Raw genomic sequence first — 24,883 nt, 5'->3', positions numbered from 1 at the left:
CCGATTCTTTTCGGGCTGAAAGATACAGTGGAAAGCGGGAATAGGTTTCTTGTAAAAACGATGGTGACTGCTCCTTATATTTTTATTAAAAAAAAAGCCGCCCAAAGTTGGACAGCTTAATTGTATGGAATATCCCAAAATAAGTTCGGAATAAGCGATTCACGCCATTTTATTTCATAAAATGGGTTCGCTGCTTATTTAATCAGCTCAAAACTTCTTTTTACGAAAGCAGTCAACGCTTCTCCTTTTAATAAATTTTGTGATAATTTAGCTAAGTCAAGCGCTTGTTTGACCAAACTTTCCTGAGCGTCTTTGTCTTTATTGTTTAGAATACTTGTTGCCAACTCAGAATTAGTATTTACAACCAAATTGTACATTTCGGGCATATTTCCCATACCGAACATACCACCGCCACCAGACTGACTCATTTCCTTCATTCTACGCATGAATTCCGGTTGCGTGATGATAAATGGCGAAGCATTGCTATCTAAAGCTTCCAGTTGTACGGAATACGTTTGTTTAGGAACAATAGCTTCTAAAACAGTTTTCAAGTTGGTTTGCTCTTCCTCCGATAATTTAGAAATAGTAGTTTCCTCTTTCTTGATTATATTATCAATATGATCCGAATCCACACGTACAAAAGTCATGTTGCTGTTGTCGCCTTCAATTTTTTGAATTAAATGCGAGATAATTGGAGAATCCAACAATAATACTTCATATCCTTTGTCTTTTGCAATTTCGATATAAGAGTGTTGTGCTTCTTTGTTTCCAGCATATAAAACCACTAATTTCCCGTCTTTATCCGTTTGATTTGCAGCAAGGTTTTCTTTTAATTCTTCTAAGGTGTAATATTTTCCATCAACTGTTGGATACAAAACAAACGCTCCTGCTTTTTCGTAGAATTTATCTTCAGAAAGCATTCCGTATTCTAAAACAATTTTGATATCGTTCCATTTTTGTTCAAAATCTTCACGGTTTTCAGTAAACAACGATTTTAACTTATCAGCTACTTTACGGGTGATGTAATTGGAGATTTTCTTCACCGCGGCATCCGCCTGCAATCCAGAACGAGAAACGTTCAACGGAATGTCCGGTGAGTCGATAACCCCTTTTAACATAGTCAAAAATTCAGGTACAATTCCTTCAACATTATCCGTTACGTACACTTGATTTTGGTACAACTGGATTTTATCTTTCTGAATTTGTAAATCCGAACCTAATTTTGGGAAATACAAAATACCGGTTAAGTTGAACGGATAATCTACATTTAAATGAATGTGGAATAACGGTTCTTCAAATTGCATTGGATATACTTCTCTGTAGAAATCCTTGTAATCAGCATCTGATAACTCCGTTGGTTGTTTCGTCCAAGCCGGGTTTGGGTTGTTGATGATGTTGTCAACTTCTACTTCAGTAAAAATTTTGTCTTTATCTTCTGCAGCAACTTCTTCACCCTTTTTTTGCTCTATTTTCTCTGTTTTGGTTCCAAATTTAATTGGAATAGGCATGAACTTATTGTATTTGTTCAGTAACTGATTGATTTTTGAATCTTCTAAAAATTCCAAAGAATCTTCGGCTATATGCAAGATAATTTCTGTTCCGCGAGTAGTTTTGTCAGCAGGTTCTAGAGTAAATTCCGGGCTACCATCACAAGTCCAGTGCGCAGCTGGCTCGTCTTTGAAAGATTTAGTGATGATTTCCACTTTTTCAGCAACCATAAAAGCAGAATAGAAACCAAGACCAAAATGGCCAATAATTCCAGAATCTTTAGCAGAATCTTTGTATTTATCCAAAAATTCTTCAGCTCCAGAAAAAGCAACTTGATTGATGTATTTTTCCACTTCATCAGCTGTCATTCCCAGACCTTGATCGATGATGTGCAGTTTTTTGCCTTCCTTGTCGATTTTTACCTCGATAATTGGGTTTCCGTATTCTACTTTGGCCTCGCCAATGCTGGTTAAATGCTTCAGTTTTAAAGTTGCATCTGTCCCGTTCGAAATCAATTCACGCAAGAAAATTTCGTGATCGCTGTATAAGAATTTCTTGATTAAGGGAAAGATGTTTTCTACCGAAACATTAATTTTACCTGTTGTCATATTTTGAATTTTTAAGTTTATTTTTATGGATAAAATCCTTTCAAATAGAATACCAATTATTGTTGAAGTGACAAATTGGCGCAGGCGTTAATTATGATATAAAATAATTTAATTTTGAAACTATTTTGTTTTTATTGCTTTGTATCTTTGTTAAAACATTAATTACATAAATTTCAAACGATGAAAAAAATCATTTTATTATGCACATTAGCGGTTTTAATGTTTGCATGTAAGTCAACATCAGTAACGAGTACGAACACCGATAGAAAAGCTCAGGTCATGATGAAAGGAGACTGGGTGATTAGCGCAGTAACCTATCCAGGTTCACAATATATTAAAGTGAATACGTTTCAACTTGCGGATTCCGAATGCTTTATTGGAAGTACGTGGAAGTTTATTTCGAATAATAACAAAGGGAATATGGCTTTGACCAAAGCAAATTGTGTTTCGTTTAGTTCACCAATTACATGGTTTGTTAACAATGACGAGCAATTTGTATTGAAAGTACTTGATGCAGGTGAAAAAGCGCGAAAAGTGAGAGACGGTTATATTTTACGCCTTGCAAACCAAACGGAAACTTCTTTTCAATTGATCGATAAAATCGATGTAGGAGGAAAAATGACGGATGTCGTGTATCAGTTCCAAAAAGTTAATTAATTAATAAAAATAGCGATATGAAAAAGATTTCAATAGTTGCAATGGCAACAATAATGATTATAGGTTCAATGTTTACCAGTTGTGAAGCAATCAAAAACACCAATAAAACCCAAAGAGGAGCTGGAATAGGTGCTGTTGCCGGAGCCGTTCTGGGAGGTGTTCTTGGAAACAATCTTGGAAAAGGCGGTAATGGAGCAATGGGAGCTGTACTTGGTGGAGTTGTTGGTGGAGTTGCCGGTGGAGTTATTGGTAACAAAATGGACAAACAAGCAAGAGAAATAGATGCAGTACTTCCTGGAGCTGAAGTCGTTCGTGTAGGAGAAGGTATTAAACTGGTTTTGAATGAAAATGCAGTGCGTTTTGATACTAATAAATCTTCATTGACGGCCAGTGCTAAAGCAAATTTAGATAAATTAGTTCCTGTTTTTTCAGAATATCCGGATACTGATATTACGATTTACGGATATACTGACAGCACAGGTCCAGCGGATTACAATTTGAAACTTTCAGGAGAAAGAGCGGCATCAGTTAGAAATTATTTAACTAGCAAAGGGGTTTCTTCCAGTAGATTTCAAGTGACTGGTTTAGGAATTGCAGATCCAATTGCCTCCAACGAAACAGTTGATGGCAGAAGTCAAAACCGTCGTGTTGAATTTGCGATTACTGCAAACGATAAAATGATTAAAGATGCTGAATCCGAAGGAAAAAATTAAGTATAAAATACCAAAAAAACAAAGGCTGTTTCGTCAAGAAGTAGCCTTTTTTTGTGTCCAAATTGCAATAAAACATTGTAAATTTGCATACTTAAATAAAGATGATGCTCGAGATAAAAAACATATCCTTTACTTACATTGAAAAGCCCGTAATAGAAGAGGTTAGTTTTGCCATTGCAAAAGGGGAAAACGCCGCTATTATTGGCGAAAGCGGTTGCGGTAAAAGTACGTTGCTAAAACTCATATACGGATTATATGATTTGGATAACGGAACAATTACTTATAATGACAAACCTATTTTGGGTCCCAAATACAATCTGATACCGGGAGAAGATTATATTAAATATTTAGCACAAGATTTCGATTTGATGCCGTACATAACCGTTGAAGAAAATGTGGGCAAGTTCTTGTCAAATATGCATCCGGAACAAAAGCAAGCTCGAGTCCAAGAGCTGTTAGAAATGGTCGAAATGACTGCTTTCGCAAAAGTAAAAGCGAAGTTCCTAAGCGGCGGACAGCAGCAGCGAGTAGCCTTGGCAAGAGTTTTAGCATTAGAACCCGAAATTATTTTGCTCGATGAACCGTTCAGTCAAATTGATTCTTTTCGGAAAAATTCGTTGCGTCGCAATTTATTTAGGTATTTAAAAGACAAAGAGATTACCTGTATTATTGCCACACATGACAGTACTGATGCGTTGTCTTTCTCTGATGAAACTATTGTAGTTCAAAACGGAAAAGTAGTGGCAAAAGGAGATTCTAAATCCTTGTATGAAAACCCGGCTAATAAATATATAGCTTCTCTTTTTGGAGAGGTCAATGAACTGAAATTGTCGCAATTAATTGAACTTGTGGATGAAGCGGATCAGCCGCTTTTATTGTATCCGCATCAATTAAAAGTGGTGGACAACGCCATTATGAAAGTAGTCGTAAAACAATGTTATTTTAAAGGAAGTCATTATTTAGTCAAAGCAGCTTTTGAAAGAAGAGCGATTTTTTTTGAACATGATTCGGAATTAGCATTAAATCAGGAAGTATATTTGATGTTATCCTGATGATTAGTATTCAGTAAACAGTGCTCAGTATTCAGTGATTTTCAGTTCTGATAACTATCGAAAGTAGAAGTCGTTTTCAACTTTTATAAAAGTAGTAATAAACAAAAACCCCAAAGTCAAAGTGAATTTGGGGTTTTGTGCTATGTTAATTTTTTTTGTACAACTTACTGATCACTCAATAACTGATCACTGAACCCTTTTTAGAATTAATTCTTTAAATACTTTTCTAAAAACTGGTCTTGTTCCCAAAGCAAATGCAAAATATTTTCTTTGGCTACATAACCGTGTGCTTCTTTTGGCAGAATTACCATTCTTGCCGGAGCACCTAACCCTTTCAAAGCTTGAAAATAACGTTCGGTTTGCAAAGTGAAAGTACCCGGATTATTATCTGCTTCACCGTGTACCAAAAGCATGGGAGTTTTCATTTTATCCGCATTCATAAATGGTGACATCGTGTTATACACTTCAGGAGTTTCCCAGTAGTTGCGTTGTTCGGTCTGGAAACCAAAAGGTGTTAGCGTTCTGTTGTAAGCACCACTTCGAGCGATTCCACACGCAAAAAGATTAGAATGCGTTAGTAAATTAGCGGTCATAAAAGCACCATAGGAATGACCGCCCACAGCTACTTTTTTTCTGTTGATGTATCCTAAAGCATCCACGGCATTGATGGCCGCTTCAGCATTGTCAACTAATTGCGTCATGAAATTATCATTGGGCTCCGTTGTTCCTTCGCCAATTATGGGGAAAGCTGCGTCATCAAGAACTACATAGCCTTTGGTTACCCAATATACGAACGATCCATAACTAGGAAATGTAAATTCGTTCGGGTTTTGTGTGCTTTGTCCTGCTGAATTTTTGTCTTTATATTCAGCTGGATAAGCCCAAATCAACAATGGCATTTTCTCTTTTTTGATTTTGTCATAACCAACAGGTAAATATAACGTTCCGGATAATTCAACACCATCTTTACGCTTGTATTTAATCACTTCTTTACTCACGTTTTTGATACTTTCAAAAGGATTTTTGAATGCGGTAATTGGTGTTAGTTTGTTTTTTTGTTTAATATTTCTAAGGTAATAATTTGGGTATTCATTTTTAGACTGGATTTGGACTAAAACCGTTCCTTTTTTGAAGTCTTCAATCTCCAAAACGTCTTCTTTTTTATCGGTGTAAGTCGAAGTATACAACCGTTTTGCTTGCAACGTTTTCAGATTAAATTCACTTATAAACGGGAATTGCCCGTTTTTAGTAAATCCATTACCAATAAGATATGCATTGTCATTTTCGATAGCCAAAACATACCTGTTGTATTGGTTTTTTCTGGTTTCAAAATTTCCAGGATCAGAATATACATCCTGTGAATTTCTGTCGAAAATTACTTTTGGAGCCTGACTTGGATTCGAGGGATTTATTGCATACGTTTTGGTATTACGGGTATCATACCATTCATCTGTAATTATAGCCACGGTATCATTTCCCCAAATTATTCGGTCGTAGCGTTGTGGTGTTTTTACCAATGAAGTAGCGGAAAGATTAAAAGGTGCGTTCCAAAGAAAAACTTCATCTCTGAATTCCACTTTGTTTGCAGGATCCCCACCGTCTAAAGCTTCAGCATAAGTTAATGTTGCGGGTTTGTCGGTTCTCCAGCTCATGTTTCTTTTTCCTTTTCGAACGGCCATAAATCCTTTAGGAATAATCTCCGTCAGCGGCACTTCATTGACTACTTTTACTTCGTTTCCAGCTTTGTCATAGATTACTGATTTTGAAGGAAAACGACTCAACGGGACAATGTATGAAAAGGGTTTTTGAATCGTAGTCAGCATTAGATAATTGCCGTCAGGGGAAAAACTTTCTCCCGCATACATAGCTGCATTTTTGAATAAAGTTGCTGTTCCGTTCAGGTTTACTTTGTACAATTCAGAAGTCATGATGTTCTCAAAATTGATTTCATCATTCTTGTTTTTCAACATATCCGGATAAGTTCTGTTCTGCGATTTTACACCATCGGCGTTTGAAATTATCGGACCGGTTGGCAAATCTTTTTTGGCATCCAAAAGAGCTGCTCTGTTTTTTGGTAACATTTTTACCAAAATAGTTTCGTTGTCATTCATCCAGCTGAACGGACTTCCAATATTAGCATTCACTGTTGCTTCCGTTAATTTGGTGGCTTTCGCCGAAGCAACATCGATAACCCAAAGTTCTACTCCGGAAGCTGTGGTGTGCGAAAATGAGATTTTTGTATCATTTGGAGACCAACCGATAGTACTGATACGAGGATTCGTTGGCAAACCTGTAACCTGTACTTCATTTTTGTCTTTTATTTTGCGTAATTTCAGGTTGTTCACGTATGTAACAGTACTGGAAATATTTGTAATTGGATTAATCCGCAATCCACCCAAACGCAGTTCTTCTTGGTTTAAATCGTCCAGTGATTTATACGTATTTTTGTACGTAAGCAACATGTATTCTTTTTTAGTATCCATCGATACTGAAGGTGCTCTTTCATAATCCGCTAAATCCAATATGGACTGAGATGGTTTTTGATAGGTTAAGTTTTCTTGTGCAAAAGTGGTTAAGCTTAGTCCAAGAAATAAAAAAAATGGAATTTTTAACTTCATAATTTGAATGATTTTAAATTAGCATTGGCAGTATCAATAATTGGTCTAAAATAAATCAATCTTGTTACATTTGGAAACAAAAACTTTTTTTTAACGTTTGAGTCAGATCCGGATGAGGTCACAATAGTATTATTTTTAAGCACTTCAACAGATTGTATTTGTAAGTATAACAAGAAATTGCGCAAAAAAGCATAAAAGTTGTAAATTGCTAAAAAAGTAGTAATTTGTGTGCTCATATTTTCAAGTATGTTTTAAATTTGTACTCGTATTTTAATAAAATAACAATAATATATGTATCATTCAAAAATAGCAGGATTGGGTTATTATGTTCCCGAAAACGTAGTGACTAATGACGATTTGTCCAAAATTATAGACACTAATGATGAATGGATTCAGGAAAGAACTGGAATTCAGGAGCGAAGACATATTATAAAAGGAGAAGACACGACGACTTCTATGGGAGTGAAAGCTGCCAAAATTGCTATTGAGCGTTCTGGTGTTGCTAAGGAAGACATCGATTTTGTGGTTTTTGCCACATTAAGCCCTGATTATTATTTCCCTGGTCCAGGCGTTTTAGTGCAACGGGATTTAGGGTTAAGAACCGTAGGCGCATTAGATGTAAGAAATCAATGTTCTGGATTTGTTTATGCTTTATCAGTGGCAGATCAATATATCAAGACTGGCATGTATAAAAACGTATTGGTAATTGGATCAGAAGTTCATTCTACCGGATTGGATATGACCTCGCGCGGAAGAGGGGTTTCAGTAATTTTTGGAGATGGTGCAGGAGCGGCTGTTTTGAGCAGAGAAGAGGATTTGACCAAAGGAATTTTATCCACACACTTGCATTCTGAAGGGCAGCACGCCGAAGAATTAATTGTAAAAGCGCCCGGAATGGGAGGCCGTTGGATAACAGATATCTTGGCAGATAATGATCTGGATGATGAGAGTTATTTCCCGTACATGAACGGACAATTTGTATTTAAAAATGCAGTGGTTCGTTTTAGCGAAGTAATTAATGAAGGATTACAAGCGAATAATTTGCAGGTTTCGGATATTAATATGTTGATTCCGCATCAGGCAAATTTGAGAATTTCACAGTTTATCCAAAAGAAATTCAACTTGACCGATGATCAGGTCTATAATAATATTCAGAAATACGGTAATACTACCGCCGCTTCTATTCCAATCGCTTTGACTGAAGCATGGGAAAAAGGCAAAATAAAATCAGGAGATACGGTTGTATTAGCCGCTTTTGGAAGTGGATTTACTTGGGGAAGCGCCATTATTAAATGGTAAATAGTAGTACAATAAATCGTATGTCGATTCCAATTGTTCTTTGATAAATAGTCTAAGCCTGCGCAAATTATTGTGCAGGTTTTTTTTATTTAAAGAGGAACCGTTATATTTATAGTTCAAAATTGATGCAACCAATAGTAATACAATCAAAATGACTAATCGTAGAAATTTTTTAAAAACAGCTGCTTTCGCTTCCGCAGCTATGGCTTTACATTCATTCAAAGGGAAACCAGAGGAAGAAAATGATTTTTCATCTAAAAAAGGAAGTAAACCTATTGTGCTTTCGACATGGAATTTTGGAATCCAAGCGAATGCAGCCGCTTGGGAAATTTTAAAAAATAACGGACGAGCTTTAGATGCTGTCGAAGCCGGAGTAAAAATTCCAGAAGCCGATCCTACGGAACGGAGCGTAGGCTATGGCGGAAGACCAGATCGAGACGGTCGCGTCACACTTGATGCATGTATCATGGATGAAAACGCCAATATAGGCTCAGTAGGATGTTTGGAGTTTATAAAACATCCCATTGCGGTGGCTCGCGCTGTGATGGAAAAAACACCGCATGTCATGTTGGTAGGTGATGGTGCTTTGCAGTTTGCGTTGTCGCAAGGTTTTGTAAAAGAAAATTTATTGTTGGAAGAATCTGAAAAAGAATGGAAAGAGTGGTTGAAAACCAGCCAATACAAACCCATTGCCAATATTGAAAATCATGATACCATTGGGATGATTGCATTGGATGCTGACGGTAATCTTTCTGGCGCATGCACCACTAGCGGAATGGCTTTTAAAATGCACGGACGTTTGGGTGATTCCCCGATTATTGGCGCTGGATTGTATGTAGACAATGAAATTGGTGCGGCCACGGCCACAGGACATGGAGAAGAAGTGATTCGGATTTCTGGTTGTCACTTAGTGGTTGAGCTGATGCGCCAAGGAAAATCACCACAAAAAGCGTGTGAGGAAGCGGTTGCCCGAATCGTAAATTTGACCCGTAAAAGAAATAAAAATGTAAAAGATATCCAAGTTGGTTTCATTGCCTTAAATAAAAAAGGAGAATATGGCTCGTATTGCATTCAGGGCGGTTTCAACTATGCTGTCCATGATACATCTGGAAACCGATTAATTGATGCCGATTATTTTTTGAAATAAATGAAAAAAGCACAACTGGAAATTGCCTGTTTTAATTTAGAATCGGCTATAATTGCTGAAAATAGTGGTGCTGACAGGGTTGAATTGTGTGTCAATAGAACAGCGGGCGGAACAACGCCAGATTTAGAACTTACTAAAATTGTTCGCGATAAAATCACCATCGACTTGAATGTTATGATTCGGCCTCGTGGTGGGAATTTCGTTTATTCTGATTCTGAAGTGGCACAAATGAAATCAGAAATCTTGGCATTCAAAAAACTTCAGGTTGATGGTTTTGTTTTTGGAATTTTAAAAGAAGACGGTAGTATCAGTGAACAACAAAATAAGGATTTAGTTGCTTTGGCAAACCCATTGCCTTGTACGTTTCATCGTGCTTTTGATGGAGTAGAAAATAAATTTCAAGCACTTGAATCGCTAATCGGATGTGGTTTTAAAACCATTTTGACCTCTGGACAAGAAACAAATGTAGTTGACGGTATCGATGTTTTGGCAGCCTTAGTTAGAAAAGCAACTGACCGAATTATAATTATGCCGGGCGGCGGTTTGCGTTCTGTTAATATTACCGCATTAAAACAAAAAACAAAAGCTATTTTCTATCATTCTTCCGCAATTATTGATGCAGGGGAACTAGCAAATCAGTTGGAGATCCAAGCCCTAAAAGCAAATTTAGAATCCCTGTAAAACTTTATAAATCAAAAAACCCAGAGTTGGCATACTCCGGGTTTTTCTTTTTGTAACAAACTATTAAAATGAGTTTCTTTTGATTTAGAGTAGACTAAGGAAAGGCTAGTTTGTTACAAGCATTTTGCTTTTTTTATTTAAATAACAAAAAAAAGGTTTTATATTAATAAAAACCTTATAAAATAATAGAGAAGTTTTTATCGTTTCAAAGAAAAATGGGATTTATATTCTTTTAAAACAGAGTCCTCAGTATAGGAAATTGAAAACCAGTAATCATCCGCTGGGAGTGCATATCCATTGAAAGTTCCATCCCAACCGGAACCGTTAGGCAATAGTTCTTTCAATAGTTTTCCATAACGATCGAAAATATATAATTTTAAATTTTCTTGATTTGGTATTCCGGTGATGTTCCAGGTATCGTTAAATCCATCTCCGTTTGGAGTGAAGAATTTAGGACTGTTGATAAGTTTCACTGTTACTGGAATGGTGAAAGTTCCGCAATTGGCATCGCTGACCGTTATTTCATGAATTCCGGAACTCACATTGGTGAATACATTACGCTCTTGAGGGGAACCTCCATCTAATGAATATAAGAAATTGCTTCCATCACCTACAAATGGGACGGCAATAACAGTTATGGTTTGGTTGTCCGTGAACCACCCGCTGGTTGTATAAGTTACAGAGGCTGGTTTTGAAGATTCAATAACCGTAAAAGGGACGCTGTCAGCAGTACAGCCAAAAATGGATAAGTTCGTAACAGTGAGCGTATAGTTTCCAGGTTCATTTGTTGACAAATTCTCAGCTGTACCTACTAAAGTTCCATCTTCACTTTTCCATTCAAAGGAATATTGTGGTGCAGTAAATCCACTTTCAATCAAGGCATCGGTAGTGATTCCGGTATCAATATCGATACAAATGGTAGGAACGATAAGGACTGGTTTTGGTTTTTTGGTGATAGTAATTACCATCGGTTTTTCGGCAGGACAAATCACTGTTCCTGATGTTCCTGATTGGGCATAGCCATAAATAGTGGTTGAAACAGTGATGAAATCCCCTGGGAATTTTTCAGTGTTGTTGCTTCCTGGACCACCTGGATTAGTGAAATATCGTGTTACAGGAGCTGTATACGAAGGAAGTTCAAAAGATTCACATCTGGTGACAGGAGTAATAGGTGTTATAATTGGAGTGTTATAAATGGTGACAATAAAAGGGTCTTCATCAATGCAGGTAACTCTATTGTTGTTTTCTACATATACAAAAAGCGTTGCTGTGGTAGTTATTGGGGAATAAGGAGGCAGTAATTGCACTCCAGTTCCATAGGGACCATTTGAAGCGGTGTAATAACTTCCAATCCCTACTATGGTTGGTAAATTAAAACTATTGCAGGCATATTGATCTGCTATGTCATTTACAAAAGTGACTAAAACATATATGCTGTATTCCGATACACAGCTGTTAGTGACGGTAGCAGGAGCATAAACATAGATTGTTTTTGAGGTTTTCAAAATGGTACCGGGAGGTAAAACAGGATTTGTGGGCGATGGTCCGCCTGCAAATTCGTAATATTCTCCGTTTATCAAATTATCTAAAATATAATTTTGGCCACATCGAATAACTTCAACCGGTTTTGCATCAATTGCAGGCGATTTATTAATGGTAATTAAGAATTCTTCTTGCACATAACAGGGTCCGGAAGTAGCTTTGTCATAAAAATACATGATTTGCGTTGTCGTTACAGGATAGCCCACTGGCCGAAGCGCACCGGTTCCTAAAGTTCCCGTGAAATAATTTCCTGAATGTGCTACTGCAGGTAAATAATAGACGTCGCAATGCGGATCTGTATCTGCTAATACTGGTAAAGGAGTAATATTTACCGTAATGGTAAAATCTAAATTATCGGTACACGTTTGACCTGTGACATAAAACCAAAGTGTTGTAGTGGCATTAATGAATGTTCCGGCAGGAATAACTGTTCCGCCACCCGCAGGAGCAGTTCGATATTCTCCTACTGTTAATGCAGGCAGTTTGTAGGCAGAACAGGAATTTACATCTGTTGGAGGCGTGATGCTTGATAGATTAATAAAAACTTTAAAGATTTTTTCATCAGCACAATTTTTTGGAGACGTAGCTGTTTCTTTATAGACGTAGATTTGAGTAGTTGTATTTATTACTGTTCCTGCAGACAAAAGAGATCCGCTCTTGCTACTGCCTGTATAGTAGACGCCACCATTGAGATCCGCCGGCAGGATATAGGATGTACATGCAAATTGATTTACATAATTCGGCAATGCAGTAAAGGGTATTATTGTGATATCAAAAGGGTTTTCTTGTGTACAAGACGGGGTAACCGTAGTGTCCTCAAACCATACATATATCCTGTTTATTCCCGGAGTATTTATTGTGGATCCAGCAGCTAATTGTGTGTTTCCTGGGGCGCTACTGCCTCCGCTTTGAGTGAAATATTTACCATAGGACAAAGGCGGAAGCTTATATTTTGTACAATAGGTTTCAGAAGCGGGTGTGATAGTACTTAAATTTGCAATAGTAATATTAAAAGAATCTTGGTTGGTACACACTCCGGATTGATTGAAAACATATAAATTAGTTGTCGTTGTAGATATCACGTTTCCGGCAAAAAGTTGTGTTCCAGTTCCATTAGTTCCAGTCCAATATTGTGCTCCGGCATTTAGCAATACAGGTAAGGTATAAGACGTACAAACAAACACATCGTTTAATACATCGACTTTAGGTAATGGAGATACTAATAATTGAAAACTAGTAACAACATAACAATTAGGATTTGTAATATTTTGTAAACGCACCCACAACGTTGCACTTGGCGATAACAATTGGTTGCTCGAATTTAGAGTTATGATGTTTGCATTGTTATTAGCTCCTACTAATGAGGAGTGAAAAGTAAGTATCTTGTCCGAGGTATTTTGAGAACCTATGATCGATGCAATTTGTGACGTCAAATTGAAATTAGCTTTTAAAGGGCTTTCAGATAAATTTCTGGAGCATAATGTTGCAGCTGCCGGGGTATTTGCAATTTGTGGTGGCGGAACAATAAGCAATTGGAAAGACCTGATTTCATAGCATAATGTATTTGGGTTTTGAATTCTGACAAAAAATTGCTTGCCACTTTCAATACTCGCAATCGTCTGAAGGATTGGTACTGTGCCAGTATTCCCAATGGCATCTCCATTAGTTAGGTGATAGGAAATAATAGTGTCTGCGGGCAAATCATCTAAAACACCAGCTGTTCCGGACGATTGGTTAACGCCAGCTAGAATGATTATGCTGTTTTTATTTAAATCAAAATCAGAGGATGAAGCTCCGGTATCACAGGCGTAAATGTTAGGAACGGTATTTAATACACCAATCTTAGGATAAATTTCTATAATGATTTCATCGGTAACCGCGATGCATTCAGGTTCTTTATACGTGACACTGTAGGTATGAATTCCGGAACTAACCAGTGGAGTAATTGTGTTGAGGTCTAATGTTTCTCCTGTTTGTGCCGGAGAAAATGCTATTCCTTGTTTTTTCCATACAAAAGTGGTTCCGGGACTTAAACCCATTGCAGATAATGTTGGTAAAGTATTTCCAGGACAAATAGCAGTATTGTTCGCCACTGTGTAATCAAATCCTAATACATCTTGTCCGATGTTAAAGCTATTTGCTTCTAAAAAAATGGCAGAATCATAACCTGTATTATTTCCTCCATCGGCAATAACTAATTTGATGCGATAAATATGGTTGATATCTAAACCGGTCGCTGAAGCTAACATTGAAACAGTTTGTCCATTAAAATTTATTGCAGGACCAAATCCACTGCCGTTAAAAGCTCCAAAATAGTTAGGATTGGCAGAAGGACAATTCTGATTATAGGCATCATCTCTTATTGTCTCCACAGAAACCGGAACAGTTGTATTTGGAATTACGGCTAAATTTATATTTGAACTTCCAGCCGTTACATCTTTTAAAAGAAATGCAAATGCATCAGAGAAGTTACATTGGGAGGTTCCGTACTCTTCTGAAGCAAAAACAAAGGAGAAATTAAAATTAGGTGTTTTTGGTTGAAAATCAAATTCAATGTAACTCGCATTTATAGAATTAATAGTTATTCCTGATTGAGAAAGTAAATTTCTTTCCAAATCAGTATCGCCCAGCCAAGCTGAATTACCATCACTTAAAATAGTAGTATTGGGACTGATAATTTTATTAACATCTCCGGTACTCAAAACGACACCATTTGCGAACGGGAAATTTGCATTGCTGTTTTCAAAGTAACCAATACCATTTGTTGAGCCATAAAACGAACCGGATTTATAAGTGACATTGGTTCCGGATACACAAGGTGAATTGATTAAGATATCATTAATCAATTGATCCGCCGTGTAAGTAGATGTATTGATTGTTACCGATTGTGAAAAACAAACGGCATTAAATAATAATAAAAACAGGAGTTGAATTTTTTTCATATTATTAATTAATTGCATATTTCAAATATACAAAAAACCGATAAAAAGTAAATTAATACGATGCAATAGTATTTTTAAACATATTTGTAATTTTAATCCTATAATTTACTAAAAATTCTTCTCTGAAGAATAGAATCTTTAGTAATGCTATTATGAGTTTCCATATCGATTTTCTAAATGATTTTTCTAATTAAATACTATATTTGTAACCTTAAAATAAACACATAAAATGACATTATCACAAATTCTTACGCCTTCGATCGAAAAAGCGGTTCAAGCCATATTTGGCATTGCTATTGACAAAGTAGAATTTCAAACTACACGCAAAGAATTTGAAGGAGATATCACTGTGGTTATTTTCCCATTATTGAAAGTAGTCAAAAGTAATCCTGTAGAGCTAGGGAATAAAATAGGAACTTATTTAGTCGAAAACATGGTAGAAGTGAGTCGATTTAATGTTGTTTCAGGATTTTTAAATATTGTTATTTCTGATGACTATTATTTGGATTTCTTTAATGAAATAAAAGACGATTTACGCTTTGGTTTCGTTACTCCATCCCGAAGCGTCGGGACTGAAGACAAAGCCGTAATGGTGGAATATTCTTCACCAAACACCAATAAGCCATTGCATTTAGGTCACGTACGCAACAATCTTTTAGGATATTCGGTGGCAGAGATTATTAAAGCTTCTGGTAAAAAAGTGTACAAAACCCAAATCATTAATGATAGAGGAATCCATATTTGTAAATCGATGTTGGCTTGGCAAAAATTCGGAAACGGAGAAACTCCAGAATCAACAGGATTAAAAGGAGATAAATTAGTTGGTAATTATTATGTTGCTTTTGATAAAAAGTACAAAGAAGAAATAGCGCAATTAATAAGCGCAGGTAAAACAGAAGAAGAAGCAAAGAAACAAGCACCAATTATTTTGGAAGCGCAAGAAATGTTACTAAAATGGGAAGCAGGAGATGAACAGGTAATCACGCTTTGGAAAACTATGAACCAATGGGTTTATGACGGTTTTGCTATTTCGTATAAAAACCTTGGAGTCGATTTCGATAAATATTATTACGAAAGTAATACCTATTTATTAGGAAAAGATGTTGTTCAGATTGGTTTAGACAGAGGCGTTTTCGAAAAAGATCCGGATGGTTCCGTGTGGATTGATTTAACGGACGAAGGTTTAGACCGTAAAATTGTATTGCGTTCTGACGGTACTGCAGTTTATATGACGCAAGATATTGGTACGGCAATCCAGCGTGTGAAAGATTATCCAGATGTAGGCGGAATGGTTTATACCGTAGGAAATGAGCAGGATTATCACTTTAAAGTGTTGTTTCTTATCTTGAAAAAATTAGGTTTTGATTGGTCTAAAAACCAATTTCATTTATCATACGGAATGGTAGATTTGCCTTCTGGAAAGATGAAAAGCCGTGAAGGAACGGTTGTTGATGCCGATGATTTAATGCAGGAAATGATAGATACAGCGCAAAAAATAGCAGAAGATTTAGGGAAATTAGACACCTATTCTGCGGAAGAGAAAAGTGAGCTATATAAAACTATTGGTTTGGGTGCTTTGAAATATTATATTTTGAAAGTAGATCCTAAAAAGCGAATCCTATTTAATCCCGAAGAATCGGTAGATTTTGCCGGAAATACCGGTCCGTTTATTCAATATACGTATGCCAGAATTCAATCTATTATTCGTAAAGCGAATTTTGACTTTTCGAATAAATCAAAAGTTGCAATACTTCATGAAAAAGAGAAAGAATTGGTGAAACAGTTAGCGTTGTTTCCTGAAGTGATACAAAATGCAGCACAGCATCACAGTCCGGCTTTGCTTGCAAATTTCACCTATGATATAGTTCGGGAATACAACTCATTCTATCAGGCGGTCCCTATTCTTGGCGAAGAAGATTTCGAAAAGAAAATTTTCCGAGTTCAATTATCTAAAAAAGTAGCAGATACTATAGCGGCTTCCTTTAAACTATTGGGTATTAGTGTGCCAGAAAGAATGTAATAATGGCATATTTTTTGCGTTAATAATTACTTAATAATTTAAAAATACGATTATGAAAAAAATTTCAATCTTAGCTTTACTTGCACTTGTAATAAGTTCTTGTACAAATGATCCCGCTTCAGGAGGGAATGTAACCTTGAAAGCCTCCGCGGTGTCTACAACAGCTAAGACTTCTCTAAATTCTCGTACTGCTGCCTCTACAGTAGTTTTTACTGATTTTAAAATTAATATTGGGAATATCGAATTTGAAACCGACATGGAAGATGCGATGTACAGTATGGATCCTAAATATGATGACGTTAAACTTAATGGGCCATTTTTATTAGACTTGCTTGATCCAAACCTAACGTTAAGTCCATTTATTACTTCTGTAAATGTTCCGAATGCGAGATATGAGGAAATCGAATTTAAATTCGAAAAATCTACTTTACTTGATGAAATGAATGGTAAGACTTATTTGATTAAAGGAACCATAAATGGGAAACCATTTATTATCTGGAGCGATGAGGATGCCGAACTTGAATTGGATTTTGAAGACCAAAACAAAGATTTCACTATCAACAGTAATGATTTGTCTTTAAACATTAAAATACATCTTGATGCTTTAATGAATAAATTAACAACTTTGGCAGACCAAGGCCTATTATTAGATACCGATGGAGACGGAGTTATCGAAATTAGTACTGGTAATGAAGATAGTCACAACGATATTGGCGACTTCATAAAAAATTTACTAGAAAATGAAACAGATTTAGACGACAACGATTAATCTAAAGTTAATTGATCGTATAATAAAAGAGGCTATCTGAAGAAGATAGCCTCTTTTTATTTATAATACTATTTAAACTTCAAAATCAAATGCTTAAATTTGCGCCTTAATTAAAGAGAAAAAAAAGTATGTTCGATAATTTAAGCGATAAACTAGATAAAGCCTTTCATATACTTAAAGGTCACGGAAAAATCACGGAAGTAAATGTAGCCGAAACGTTGAAAGAAGTTCGAAGAGCCTTGCTTGATGCGGATGTCAACTTTAAAATCGCCAAAGATTTTACCACCAAAGTAAAAGAAAAAGCAATTGGACAGGATGTATTGACAACGCTTCAACCTGGACAATTACTAGTAAAGTTAGTAAAAGATGAATTGACAGAATTAATGGGTGGTGATGTTGCCGGAATCAATCTTTCCGGGAATCCAACGGTTATTTTGATGGCTGGTTTGCAAGGTTCGGGGAAAACTACTTTCTCGGGGAAATTAGCGAATTATCTTCTTACAAAAAAGAACAAAAAACCACTTTTGGTGGCCTGTGATATTTACCGTCCAGCGGCAATTCAACAATTATATGTAGTTGGAGATTCGATAGGAGTGGAGGTATATTCTGAGCCAGAAAATAAAAATCCGGTTGAAATTGCTCAAAACGCAATCAAACATGCAAAAGCAAATGGATTCAATGTCGTGATTGTCGATACTGCTGGTCGTTTAGCTGTCGATGAGGAAATGATGAACGAAATAGAACGTGTTCATAAAGCCATCGAGCCACAAGAAACCTTGTTTGTAGTGGATGCAATGACCGGACAAGATGCTGTGAATACAGCAAAAACCTTCAACGAAAGATTAAATTTTGATGGAGTTATTTTGACTAAATTGGATGGAGATACGCGTGGTGGAGCAGCAATTTCGATCAAATCAGTTGTTAATAAGCCCATTAAATTCGTAGGTACAGGGGAAAAGATGGATGCCATTGATGTGTTCTATCCAATTCGTATGGCCGAAAGAATTTTGGGAATGGGAGATGTTGTGTCTTTGGTCGAAAGAGCCCAAGAGCAATTTGATGAAGAAGAAGCACGAAAAATCCAAAAGAAAATTGCCAAAAATGAATTCGGTTTTGATGATTTCCTTTCTCAAATTCAACAAGTAAAGAAAATGGGTAATATGAAAGATTTGGTTGGAATGATACCAGGTGCTTCAAAAGCCATGAAAGATGTGGAAATAGAAGACGATGCTTTCAAACATATTGAAGCCATTATTCACTCGATGACTCCAGTTGAAAGGAGCAAGCCGGCTCTAATTGACGTGAAAAGAAAAGCCCGAATAGCTAAAGGCTCCGGTACCAAAATCGAACAGGTGAATCAATTGATGAAACAGTTCGAACAAATGAGCAAGATGATGAAAATGATGCAAGGGCCAGGAGGTAAAAACCTTATGAAAATGATGGGTGGTATGAAAGGTGGAATGCCAGGAATGAGATAAAATGAGTAAAAAGCCGAAAGTCTTAAAGTTGTAATGACTTTAAGACTTTCGGCTTTAATACATTAAACTAAATAAAAATGCAATTACTAGACGGAAAAAAAACTGCGGAAGATATAAAAAGCGAGATTGCTATTCAAGTGCAGAAAATGAAAGCTGACGGGCAGAAAGTGCCTCATTTAGCAGCGGTTCTTGTTGGATCAAACGGCGCAAGTTTGACTTATGTTGGCAGCAAAGTAAGATCATGTCAACAAATAGGATTCGAATCTACATTGGTTTCTTTAGCGGAAGACATCTCGGAAGTTGAATTATTGGCAAAAATCAAAGAACTAAATGAAGATGATGAATTAGACGGTTTCATTGTTCAATTGCCTTTGCCCAAACACATCGACGAGCAGAAAATTCTGATGGCTATTGATCCTGATAAAGATGTGGATGGATTTCATCCAACCAATTTTGGAAAAATGGCTTTAGAAATGGAAACGTTTTTGCCTGCAACGCCTTATGGAATAATGGAATTGTTAGAACGTTACAAAGTAGAAACAGCGGGCAAACATACTGTTGTTATTGGACGAAGCCATATTGTGGGTCGACCAATGAGTATTTTGATGAGTCGCAAAGGTTATCCAGGGGATTCAACTGTAACTCTTACGCACAGCAGAACCAAAAATATAGAAGAATACACTAAAAATGCCGATATCATTATTACGGCTTTAGGAGTTCCTAATTACCTAAAAGCAGATATGGTGAAAGAAGGTGTTGTGGTTATTGATGTGGGTATTACCAGAGTGGAAGATAGTTCACATCCAAAAGGATATGTGATTACCGGTGATGTTGATTTTGAAAATGTAAGTAAAAAAGCATCGTTTATTACTCCGGTTCCGGGTGGAGTAGGACCTATGACCATTGCAATGTTATTGAAAAATACGCTTTTGGCACGGGAAATGAAAAGAAATAAATAAAGAGAAAATAGTTTTGATTGAAAGCCTTAGACACAAGTTTAAGGCTTTTTTTAGTTTAAAAATGTATAAAATTCTGATAATTGAAGCGGAAATGGAATTTAAAGAATACTTTTGTACCACTTAAAAAAACCTTTAAAATGGACGATTATTATTCGGAAATGTTGAACTAATATAGCGCTTGAACGATTTTTAAGAGGCTGTACATAAACCTATAGAATTTTTGAAATGAAAGCTTTTTACAAAAACAATAACGGATTAATTGCCACCGCTGAATGGACTCCAAACTGCTGGATAAATATTGAATGTCCTACCAAAGCCGAAAAAAAATATTTACTCGAAGACATACAAATTCCCGAAGCATTTTATAACGACATTGAAGATATTGACGAAAGACCAAGGATAGAAATTGAAAATGGTTGGACTTTGATTATCATGCGAATTCCTGTGAAGAGTAATGATGTGAAGTTGCCTTTTCATACGATTCCTGTTGGAGTTGTTTTTAAAGGAGAAGTTTGTATTACCATCAGTTTTCATAAAACGGAAATGCTTACTGATTTTGTAACCTATACCAAACGCAAGAACATCAATATTAAAGACAACTTCGATTTAGTGCTCAAATTATTACTTTCCTCCAGTGTTTGGTTTTTGAAATATTTAAAGCAAGTCAATCAAAAAATAAGATTAGCCGAGGACAATTTAGAAAAGTCAATTAAAAATGAAGAATTACAAGCGTTGCTTCAAATAGAAAAATGTTTGGTATTCTTTATGACTTCCTTGAAAGGGAATGATATCCTATTGCATCGAATCAAGAATATAAAGTCCCAAAAAGAATATTTTGATTTAGATTTACTGGAGGATGTTGAAATTGAATTGCGTCAGGCACAGGAAACCACTAATATTTATAGCGACATCTTAACGGGAACTATGGATGCGTACGCTTCTGTGATTTCTAATAACATGAATGCGATTATGAAGCAGATGACTTCGATTTCGATTATTCTGATGATTCCAACATTGATTGCCAGTTTGTACGGAATGAATGTGCCTAATGATTTACAAGACAATCGTTATGGAATCTGGATTGTCATTTCTGTATCTGTTTTATTATCTGCTTTTGGTGTGTTTTTGTTCAAAAGAAAAAGATGGTTTTGATAGAAATAGATTTCAACTTTAAATTTCACTATTCCTGAGACTATGGATTTACTTTAATAGTGTATCAAAAAGTTTTAATTTTCCAAAATAATGATTTTGAAATAAAAGTATAATACTATGTTTAGGGTTAAATAATAGCTGTATACACCAAATAATGGTCTTTTTTAGAGTTAAAGCGCCTTGTTAATGATGGCTTTATGAAATATTTTTCGCATAATTTAGGATAGGCCAAATTTATAAACTACATTTATTTCTCAAATAAATTACTATCTAATGAGAAAAAAATTACTGTTTTTATTCGTACTTTGTTTTGGTATCACTCACGCTCAAAAGGACTACCTGAGCTATGAAAACCTTACTAAAAGTCTAAAAGAGCTTGACGCCAAAAGTAAATATTGCACTGTAAAATCAATTGGTAAAAGTAGTGGAGGCAGAGAAATATGGGTAGTAACAATTTCCGAATCAACCACTCCAAAACCAGCTTTGCTTATCACAGCCGGGCTTGACGGAAAATACCGTGCTGGTACACAGATCACCTTAAAAATGATTGATAACGTATTGAAAAACGAGAAGTTAGCTGCGATTTTAAAAGAAAAAACGATTTATTTTGTTCCTGCTGTAAATCCGGATGCCATAGATGCTGCTTTTGGTGCTGTAAAAATGGAAAAGCGCGGTAACGATACCAAAACAGATGATGACAGAGACGGTAAAATAGGCGAAGACCCTTTTGAAGATTTAAATAAAGATGGTTTAATTACGCAACTTCGGATTGAAGATGTAACAGGAAGTTTCATTGAAAGCCCAGAGGATTCCCGTGTTTTAATAAAAGCAGATCCAACAAAAAATCAGGTTGGCAAGTATGTTTTAATTTCAGAGGGAATTGATACCGATAAAGACGGAATGTTTAATGAAGATTTTTCAGAAGGAGTCAATATCGACAAAAATTTTACTTTTGACTATCCTGCTTTCGAAAAAGGGGCAGGAGTTTATGTAGCTTCTGAGCCAGAAACCAGGGCACTTCTTGATTTTTTATATTTGAATCAGAATATTTATGGTGTACTTACTTTTGGGATGCACAATAATTTATCTGAGACTCCAAAGTATGATAGTAAGTTAGCTAGTTCTAGAATTATTAAAGGATGGTTAGAAAAAGATAGTAAAGCAGCAGAGCAGGTTTCTAAATTATATACCCAAAAAGCGACAATCAAAGGCGGCCCTAAAATGCCGATGACCAAAGGAAATTTTGCGCAAACCGCTTATTTCCATGCAGGGAGATTCAGTTTTTCAACACCAGGCTGGTGGGTTCCTAAAGTAGAGGCTAAAAAAGATTCGCTGTATTCTAAATTAGAAAAGCCAGCAGAAAAAGATAAAGAGGAATTGAATTCAGAAGTCTCTTTTTTAAAATGGGCTGATAGCCAAAATATAAAAAATGTTTTTGTTGACTGGTCAGTTATTAAACATCCTGATTTTCCAAATCAAAAAGTAGAAGTAGGAGGTTTTATCCCTTATGCTCTGAACAATCCACCTGTGAAATTTTTAGAAGAAACAGCGAATAAACATGTGCTTTTTGTGGAAGAACTTTTGGCAGCCATGCCAAAAATTGAAACAAATGTTCCCGAAGTAGAAAAGATAAAGGAGAACTTATACCGCGTCACTATAAAAGTGGCCAATAAAGGGTTGCTGCCTACTTATACTGAAATAGGAGATAAAATCCGATTTGTTTCTAAAATGAAAACAGAAATTCTACTCCAAAAAAATCAAATCATGGTTTCTGGCAGGAAATATTTTATCCGTAATAGTATGCAAGCGGATGAATCAGAGGAATATTCATGGCTGATTTCAGGTACAGGAAAAGTGACGATCACTACAGGTTGTGCCACTGCAGGATTTAAAGAGGTAATTGCTGATTTGAAATAATAAGTTGACTTCAAAAAAATAAAAAAGGATATTGAATCCTCACCGATAAAAAGTAAAAAAATGAAAAAATACATACTATTCAGCTTGTTCAGTTTTGTTTTTTGGGTTACTAATGCTCAAAAAAATGGTATTGCTCCACAAGATTTAAATGGCATCCGTGCCATTGGTTCCCCTGCTAATCCCAAAGTAAAAATGACTTGGGATCAGTACCATGATTATGCACAGGTGACTCAGCTAGGAAGAGATTTGGTGAAGGCCTATCCAAATTTAGTTAAAATGGAATCCGTAGGGAAATCCTATGAAGGAAGAGATCTTTGGGTATTAACGATCTCTGATTTCGATTCCGATAAAGTTGAAAACAAGCCTGGTTTTTATATCGATGGCGGAATTCACGCAAATGAAATGCAAGGTGTTGAGGTTGCCATGTATACGGCATGGTATTTAGCGGAGAGTTTTCAAACTATTAAATTCATAAATACTTTATTAAAAGAAAAGGTGTTTTATATTGTAATGACTATCAGTCCTGACGGGCGGGAAAATTTTATTTACAAACCGAACAACTCTAATACCTCTCGTTCAGGAATGCGTCCTTTTGATAATGATGGTGATGGTCTGGTGAATGAAGATACGCTTGATGATTTAGATAACGACGGGAATATCGTGATGATGCGCAGAAAATCAAAAACAGGACGATGGAAAACAGATCCTAAATATCCTACTCGCATGTATCAGGTCAAAGGAGATGAAATAGGAGACTATGAAATGTTAGGGTATGAAGGTTTAGATAACGATAAAGATGGTTTAGTAAATGAGGATTTGATTGGGACGTATGATCCAAACCGAGATTGGGGATGGAATTGGCAACCTAATTATGTTCAAAATGGGGCATTGTTTTATCCAGGCACACTTCCTGAAACCCGTGCTATAAAAGCCTTTATTATCAATCATCCCAATATTGCCGGAGCACAAAGCTACCATAATTACGGCGGAATGTTTTTAAGAGGTCCTGGCGCTGCAGAAGACGATGCGTTATTTGCTCCACAAGATATTGAAGTGTACGATAATATTGGAAAGTTAGGGGAAAAAATGATTCCCGGTTATAATTATTTTGTAATTCACAAAGACTTGTACACTGTTTATGGTGGAGAAATTGATTTTTTGTCTTTGACTCGAGGGATATTTACTTTTAGTAATGAATTAATGACTTCCTATAAGTTATTTAACCAAAAAAATACCGCTGGACGATGGGATAATGATGAATTCAATGAATTTGATAAATACCTGTTGTTTGGTGATGGCTATGTAGAATGGAAGGAGTTTAATCATCCGCAGTTTGGCGATATTGAAATAGGCGGTCCTAAAAAGAATTACATTCGGAATCATCCGGGGTTCATGATTCAGGAAGATGCACACAGAAACATGGCGTTTTCATTGTACCATGCGTATCAGACTCCAAAATTAGAAATTGTAGGTATTGAAACTGAAAAGCTTTCAGGGGATTTAGTTGCAGTGACTGCCACAATTATGAATACAAGGATCATTCCAACCCATTCGCGACATGATGTAAAAAACAAGATAGAGCGTCCTAATTATATCAGTTTAGCGGGTAGTACCGTTGTAGCGGGTATGACAGTTCAAAACGAAGATTTGAATTTATTTACAGAACAAAAATTCAGTCCAGAGACCATTGCAGTACCTATTATTGAAGGGATGGGTAATGTAAAAGTAAGATGGATCGTTAAAGGAAATCCTTCAGGAGCAACGGTAAACGTTTCCAGTGCCAAAGGCGGAACAGTCTCTGAAAAAGTAAAATAGATAAATACTACTGTGGTTTTTAATCA

General features: G+C 36.1%; 16 protein-coding genes. 13 read left to right on the top strand and 3 right to left on the bottom strand.

Features of this window, described 5'->3' with window-relative positions:
• Window positions 1-194: 194 nt before the first annotated feature.
• Complete coding sequence (htpG, locus tag EKM01_RS09175) at window positions 195-2,096, bottom strand: molecular chaperone HtpG (protein ID WP_126562280.1); 1,902 nt, start codon at window positions 2,094-2,096, stop codon at window positions 195-197.
• 180 nt (window positions 2,097-2,276) lie between these two features.
• On the opposite strand from htpG, the gene EKM01_RS09170 reads away from it, so the two are divergent.
• From EKM01_RS09170 to EKM01_RS09160, 3 genes are all read left to right on the top strand, one after another.
• Window positions 2,277-2,753 (top strand): lipocalin family protein, encoded by a 477-nt coding sequence (locus EKM01_RS09170; protein WP_126461565.1) that lies wholly within the window; start codon window positions 2,277-2,279, stop codon window positions 2,751-2,753.
• Between the two features lie 17 nt (window positions 2,754-2,770).
• Window positions 2,771-3,466 (top strand): OmpA family protein, encoded by a 696-nt coding sequence (locus tag EKM01_RS09165; RefSeq protein ID WP_126461562.1) that lies wholly within the window; start codon window positions 2,771-2,773, stop codon window positions 3,464-3,466.
• Between the two features lie 104 nt (window positions 3,467-3,570).
• Complete coding sequence (locus tag EKM01_RS09160; RefSeq protein ID WP_126516102.1) at window positions 3,571-4,518, top strand: ABC transporter ATP-binding protein; 948 nt, start codon at window positions 3,571-3,573, stop codon at window positions 4,516-4,518.
• A 206-nt stretch (window positions 4,519-4,724) separates the two neighbouring features.
• Here EKM01_RS09160 and EKM01_RS09155 read toward each other — a convergent pair whose 3' ends face one another.
• A complete protein-coding gene (locus EKM01_RS09155) occupies window positions 4,725-7,136 on the bottom strand; it encodes a prolyl oligopeptidase family serine peptidase (RefSeq protein ID WP_126767992.1) in 2,412 nt (803 codons plus the stop codon).
• A 291-nt stretch (window positions 7,137-7,427) separates the two neighbouring features.
• Here EKM01_RS09155 and EKM01_RS09150 point away from each other — a divergent pair, with 291 nt between their 5' ends.
• The 3 genes from EKM01_RS09150 (at window position 7,428) to EKM01_RS09140 (ending at window position 10,263) form a co-directional block, all read left to right on the top strand.
• On the top strand, window positions 7,428-8,435 hold the full coding sequence (locus EKM01_RS09150; RefSeq protein WP_126563848.1) for a 3-oxoacyl-ACP synthase III family protein: 1,008 nt from the start codon (window positions 7,428-7,430) through the stop codon (window positions 8,433-8,435).
• Between the two features lie 151 nt (window positions 8,436-8,586).
• Window positions 8,587-9,582: an isoaspartyl peptidase/L-asparaginase family protein gene (locus EKM01_RS09145; RefSeq protein WP_126562284.1), complete on the top strand. Its 996-nt coding sequence runs from the start codon at window positions 8,587-8,589 to the stop codon at window positions 9,580-9,582.
• A complete protein-coding gene (locus EKM01_RS09140; protein ID WP_126461553.1) occupies window positions 9,583-10,263 on the top strand; it encodes a copper homeostasis protein CutC in 681 nt (226 codons plus the stop codon).
• 197 nt (window positions 10,264-10,460) lie between these two features.
• On the opposite strand, the gene EKM01_RS09135 is transcribed toward EKM01_RS09140, so the two are convergent.
• On the bottom strand, window positions 10,461-14,747 hold the full coding sequence (locus EKM01_RS09135) for a T9SS type B sorting domain-containing protein (RefSeq protein ID WP_158616096.1): 4,287 nt from the start codon (window positions 14,745-14,747) through the stop codon (window positions 10,461-10,463).
• A gap of 229 nt (window positions 14,748-14,976) precedes the next feature.
• Here EKM01_RS09135 and argS point away from each other — a divergent pair, with 229 nt between their 5' ends.
• From argS to EKM01_RS09100, 7 genes are all read left to right on the top strand, one after another.
• Entirely contained in the window at window positions 14,977-16,767 is a 1,791-nt protein-coding gene (gene argS / locus EKM01_RS09130) for an arginine--tRNA ligase (protein ID WP_126555075.1), read from the top strand.
• 52 nt (window positions 16,768-16,819) lie between these two features.
• Window positions 16,820-17,536, top strand: coding sequence for a hypothetical protein (locus EKM01_RS09125; protein WP_231507371.1), 717 nt, complete (start codon window positions 16,820-16,822; stop codon window positions 17,534-17,536).
• Window positions 17,537-17,664: 128 nt separating this feature from the next.
• Window positions 17,665-19,014 (top strand): signal recognition particle protein, encoded by a 1,350-nt coding sequence (gene ffh, locus EKM01_RS09120; RefSeq protein WP_126461544.1) that lies wholly within the window; start codon window positions 17,665-17,667, stop codon window positions 19,012-19,014.
• A gap of 77 nt (window positions 19,015-19,091) precedes the next feature.
• The gene (locus tag EKM01_RS09115) at window positions 19,092-19,973 is read left to right on the top strand and encodes a bifunctional 5,10-methylenetetrahydrofolate dehydrogenase/5,10-methenyltetrahydrofolate cyclohydrolase (RefSeq protein ID WP_126461541.1); all 882 of its coding nucleotides are present in this window, start codon (window positions 19,092-19,094) and stop codon (window positions 19,971-19,973) included.
• Between the two features lie 225 nt (window positions 19,974-20,198).
• Window positions 20,199-21,125 (top strand): magnesium transporter CorA family protein, encoded by a 927-nt coding sequence (locus EKM01_RS09110; RefSeq protein WP_126563850.1) that lies wholly within the window; start codon window positions 20,199-20,201, stop codon window positions 21,123-21,125.
• Between the two features lie 273 nt (window positions 21,126-21,398).
• Window positions 21,399-23,042: a M14 family metallopeptidase gene (locus tag EKM01_RS09105; protein ID WP_126767989.1), complete on the top strand. Its 1,644-nt coding sequence runs from the start codon at window positions 21,399-21,401 to the stop codon at window positions 23,040-23,042.
• A gap of 60 nt (window positions 23,043-23,102) precedes the next feature.
• Complete coding sequence (locus tag EKM01_RS09100; RefSeq protein ID WP_126767986.1) at window positions 23,103-24,857, top strand: M14 family metallopeptidase; 1,755 nt, start codon at window positions 23,103-23,105, stop codon at window positions 24,855-24,857.
• The last annotated feature ends 26 nt before the right edge of the window (window positions 24,858-24,883 follow it).

This window comes from Flavobacterium sp. RSP46 (genome assembly GCF_003984825.1).
Lineage (GTDB): Bacteria > Bacteroidota > Bacteroidia > Flavobacteriales > Flavobacteriaceae > Flavobacterium.
Note: the sequence above shows the minus strand (reverse complement) of the source record. Positions and strands in the feature narration are given on the sequence as shown.

What these genes read in the sequence shown, in the direction of transcription:
- EKM01_RS09160 (WP_126516102.1), top strand. Translation starts at nt 3,571, where the DNA reads ATGCTCGAGATAAAAAACATATCCTTTACTTACATTGAAAAGCCCGTA.
- argS (WP_126555075.1), top strand. Translation starts at nt 14,977, where the DNA reads ATGACATTATCACAAATTCTTACGCCTTCGATCGAAAAAGCGGTTCAA.
- EKM01_RS09100 (WP_126767986.1), top strand. Translation starts at nt 23,103, where the DNA reads ATGAAAAAATACATACTATTCAGCTTGTTCAGTTTTGTTTTTTGGGTT.
- EKM01_RS09135 (WP_158616096.1), bottom strand. Translation starts at nt 14,747, where the DNA reads ATGAAAAAAATTCAACTCCTGTTTTTATTATTATTTAATGCCGTTTGT.
- htpG (WP_126562280.1), bottom strand. Translation starts at nt 2,096, where the DNA reads ATGACAACAGGTAAAATTAATGTTTCGGTAGAAAACATCTTTCCCTTA.
- EKM01_RS09140 (WP_126461553.1), top strand. Translation starts at nt 9,583, where the DNA reads ATGAAAAAAGCACAACTGGAAATTGCCTGTTTTAATTTAGAATCGGCT.
- EKM01_RS09170 (WP_126461565.1), top strand. Translation starts at nt 2,277, where the DNA reads ATGAAAAAAATCATTTTATTATGCACATTAGCGGTTTTAATGTTTGCA.
- EKM01_RS09105 (WP_126767989.1), top strand. Translation starts at nt 21,399, where the DNA reads ATGAGAAAAAAATTACTGTTTTTATTCGTACTTTGTTTTGGTATCACT.
- EKM01_RS09165 (WP_126461562.1), top strand. Translation starts at nt 2,771, where the DNA reads ATGAAAAAGATTTCAATAGTTGCAATGGCAACAATAATGATTATAGGT.
- EKM01_RS09155 (WP_126767992.1), bottom strand. Translation starts at nt 7,136, where the DNA reads ATGAAGTTAAAAATTCCATTTTTTTTATTTCTTGGACTAAGCTTAACC.
- EKM01_RS09125 (WP_231507371.1), top strand. Translation starts at nt 16,820, where the DNA reads ATGAAAAAAATTTCAATCTTAGCTTTACTTGCACTTGTAATAAGTTCT.
- EKM01_RS09145 (WP_126562284.1), top strand. Translation starts at nt 8,587, where the DNA reads ATGACTAATCGTAGAAATTTTTTAAAAACAGCTGCTTTCGCTTCCGCA.
- EKM01_RS09115 (WP_126461541.1), top strand. Translation starts at nt 19,092, where the DNA reads ATGCAATTACTAGACGGAAAAAAAACTGCGGAAGATATAAAAAGCGAG.
- EKM01_RS09150 (WP_126563848.1), top strand. Translation starts at nt 7,428, where the DNA reads ATGTATCATTCAAAAATAGCAGGATTGGGTTATTATGTTCCCGAAAAC.
- EKM01_RS09110 (WP_126563850.1), top strand. Translation starts at nt 20,199, where the DNA reads ATGAAAGCTTTTTACAAAAACAATAACGGATTAATTGCCACCGCTGAA.
- ffh (WP_126461544.1), top strand. Translation starts at nt 17,665, where the DNA reads ATGTTCGATAATTTAAGCGATAAACTAGATAAAGCCTTTCATATACTT.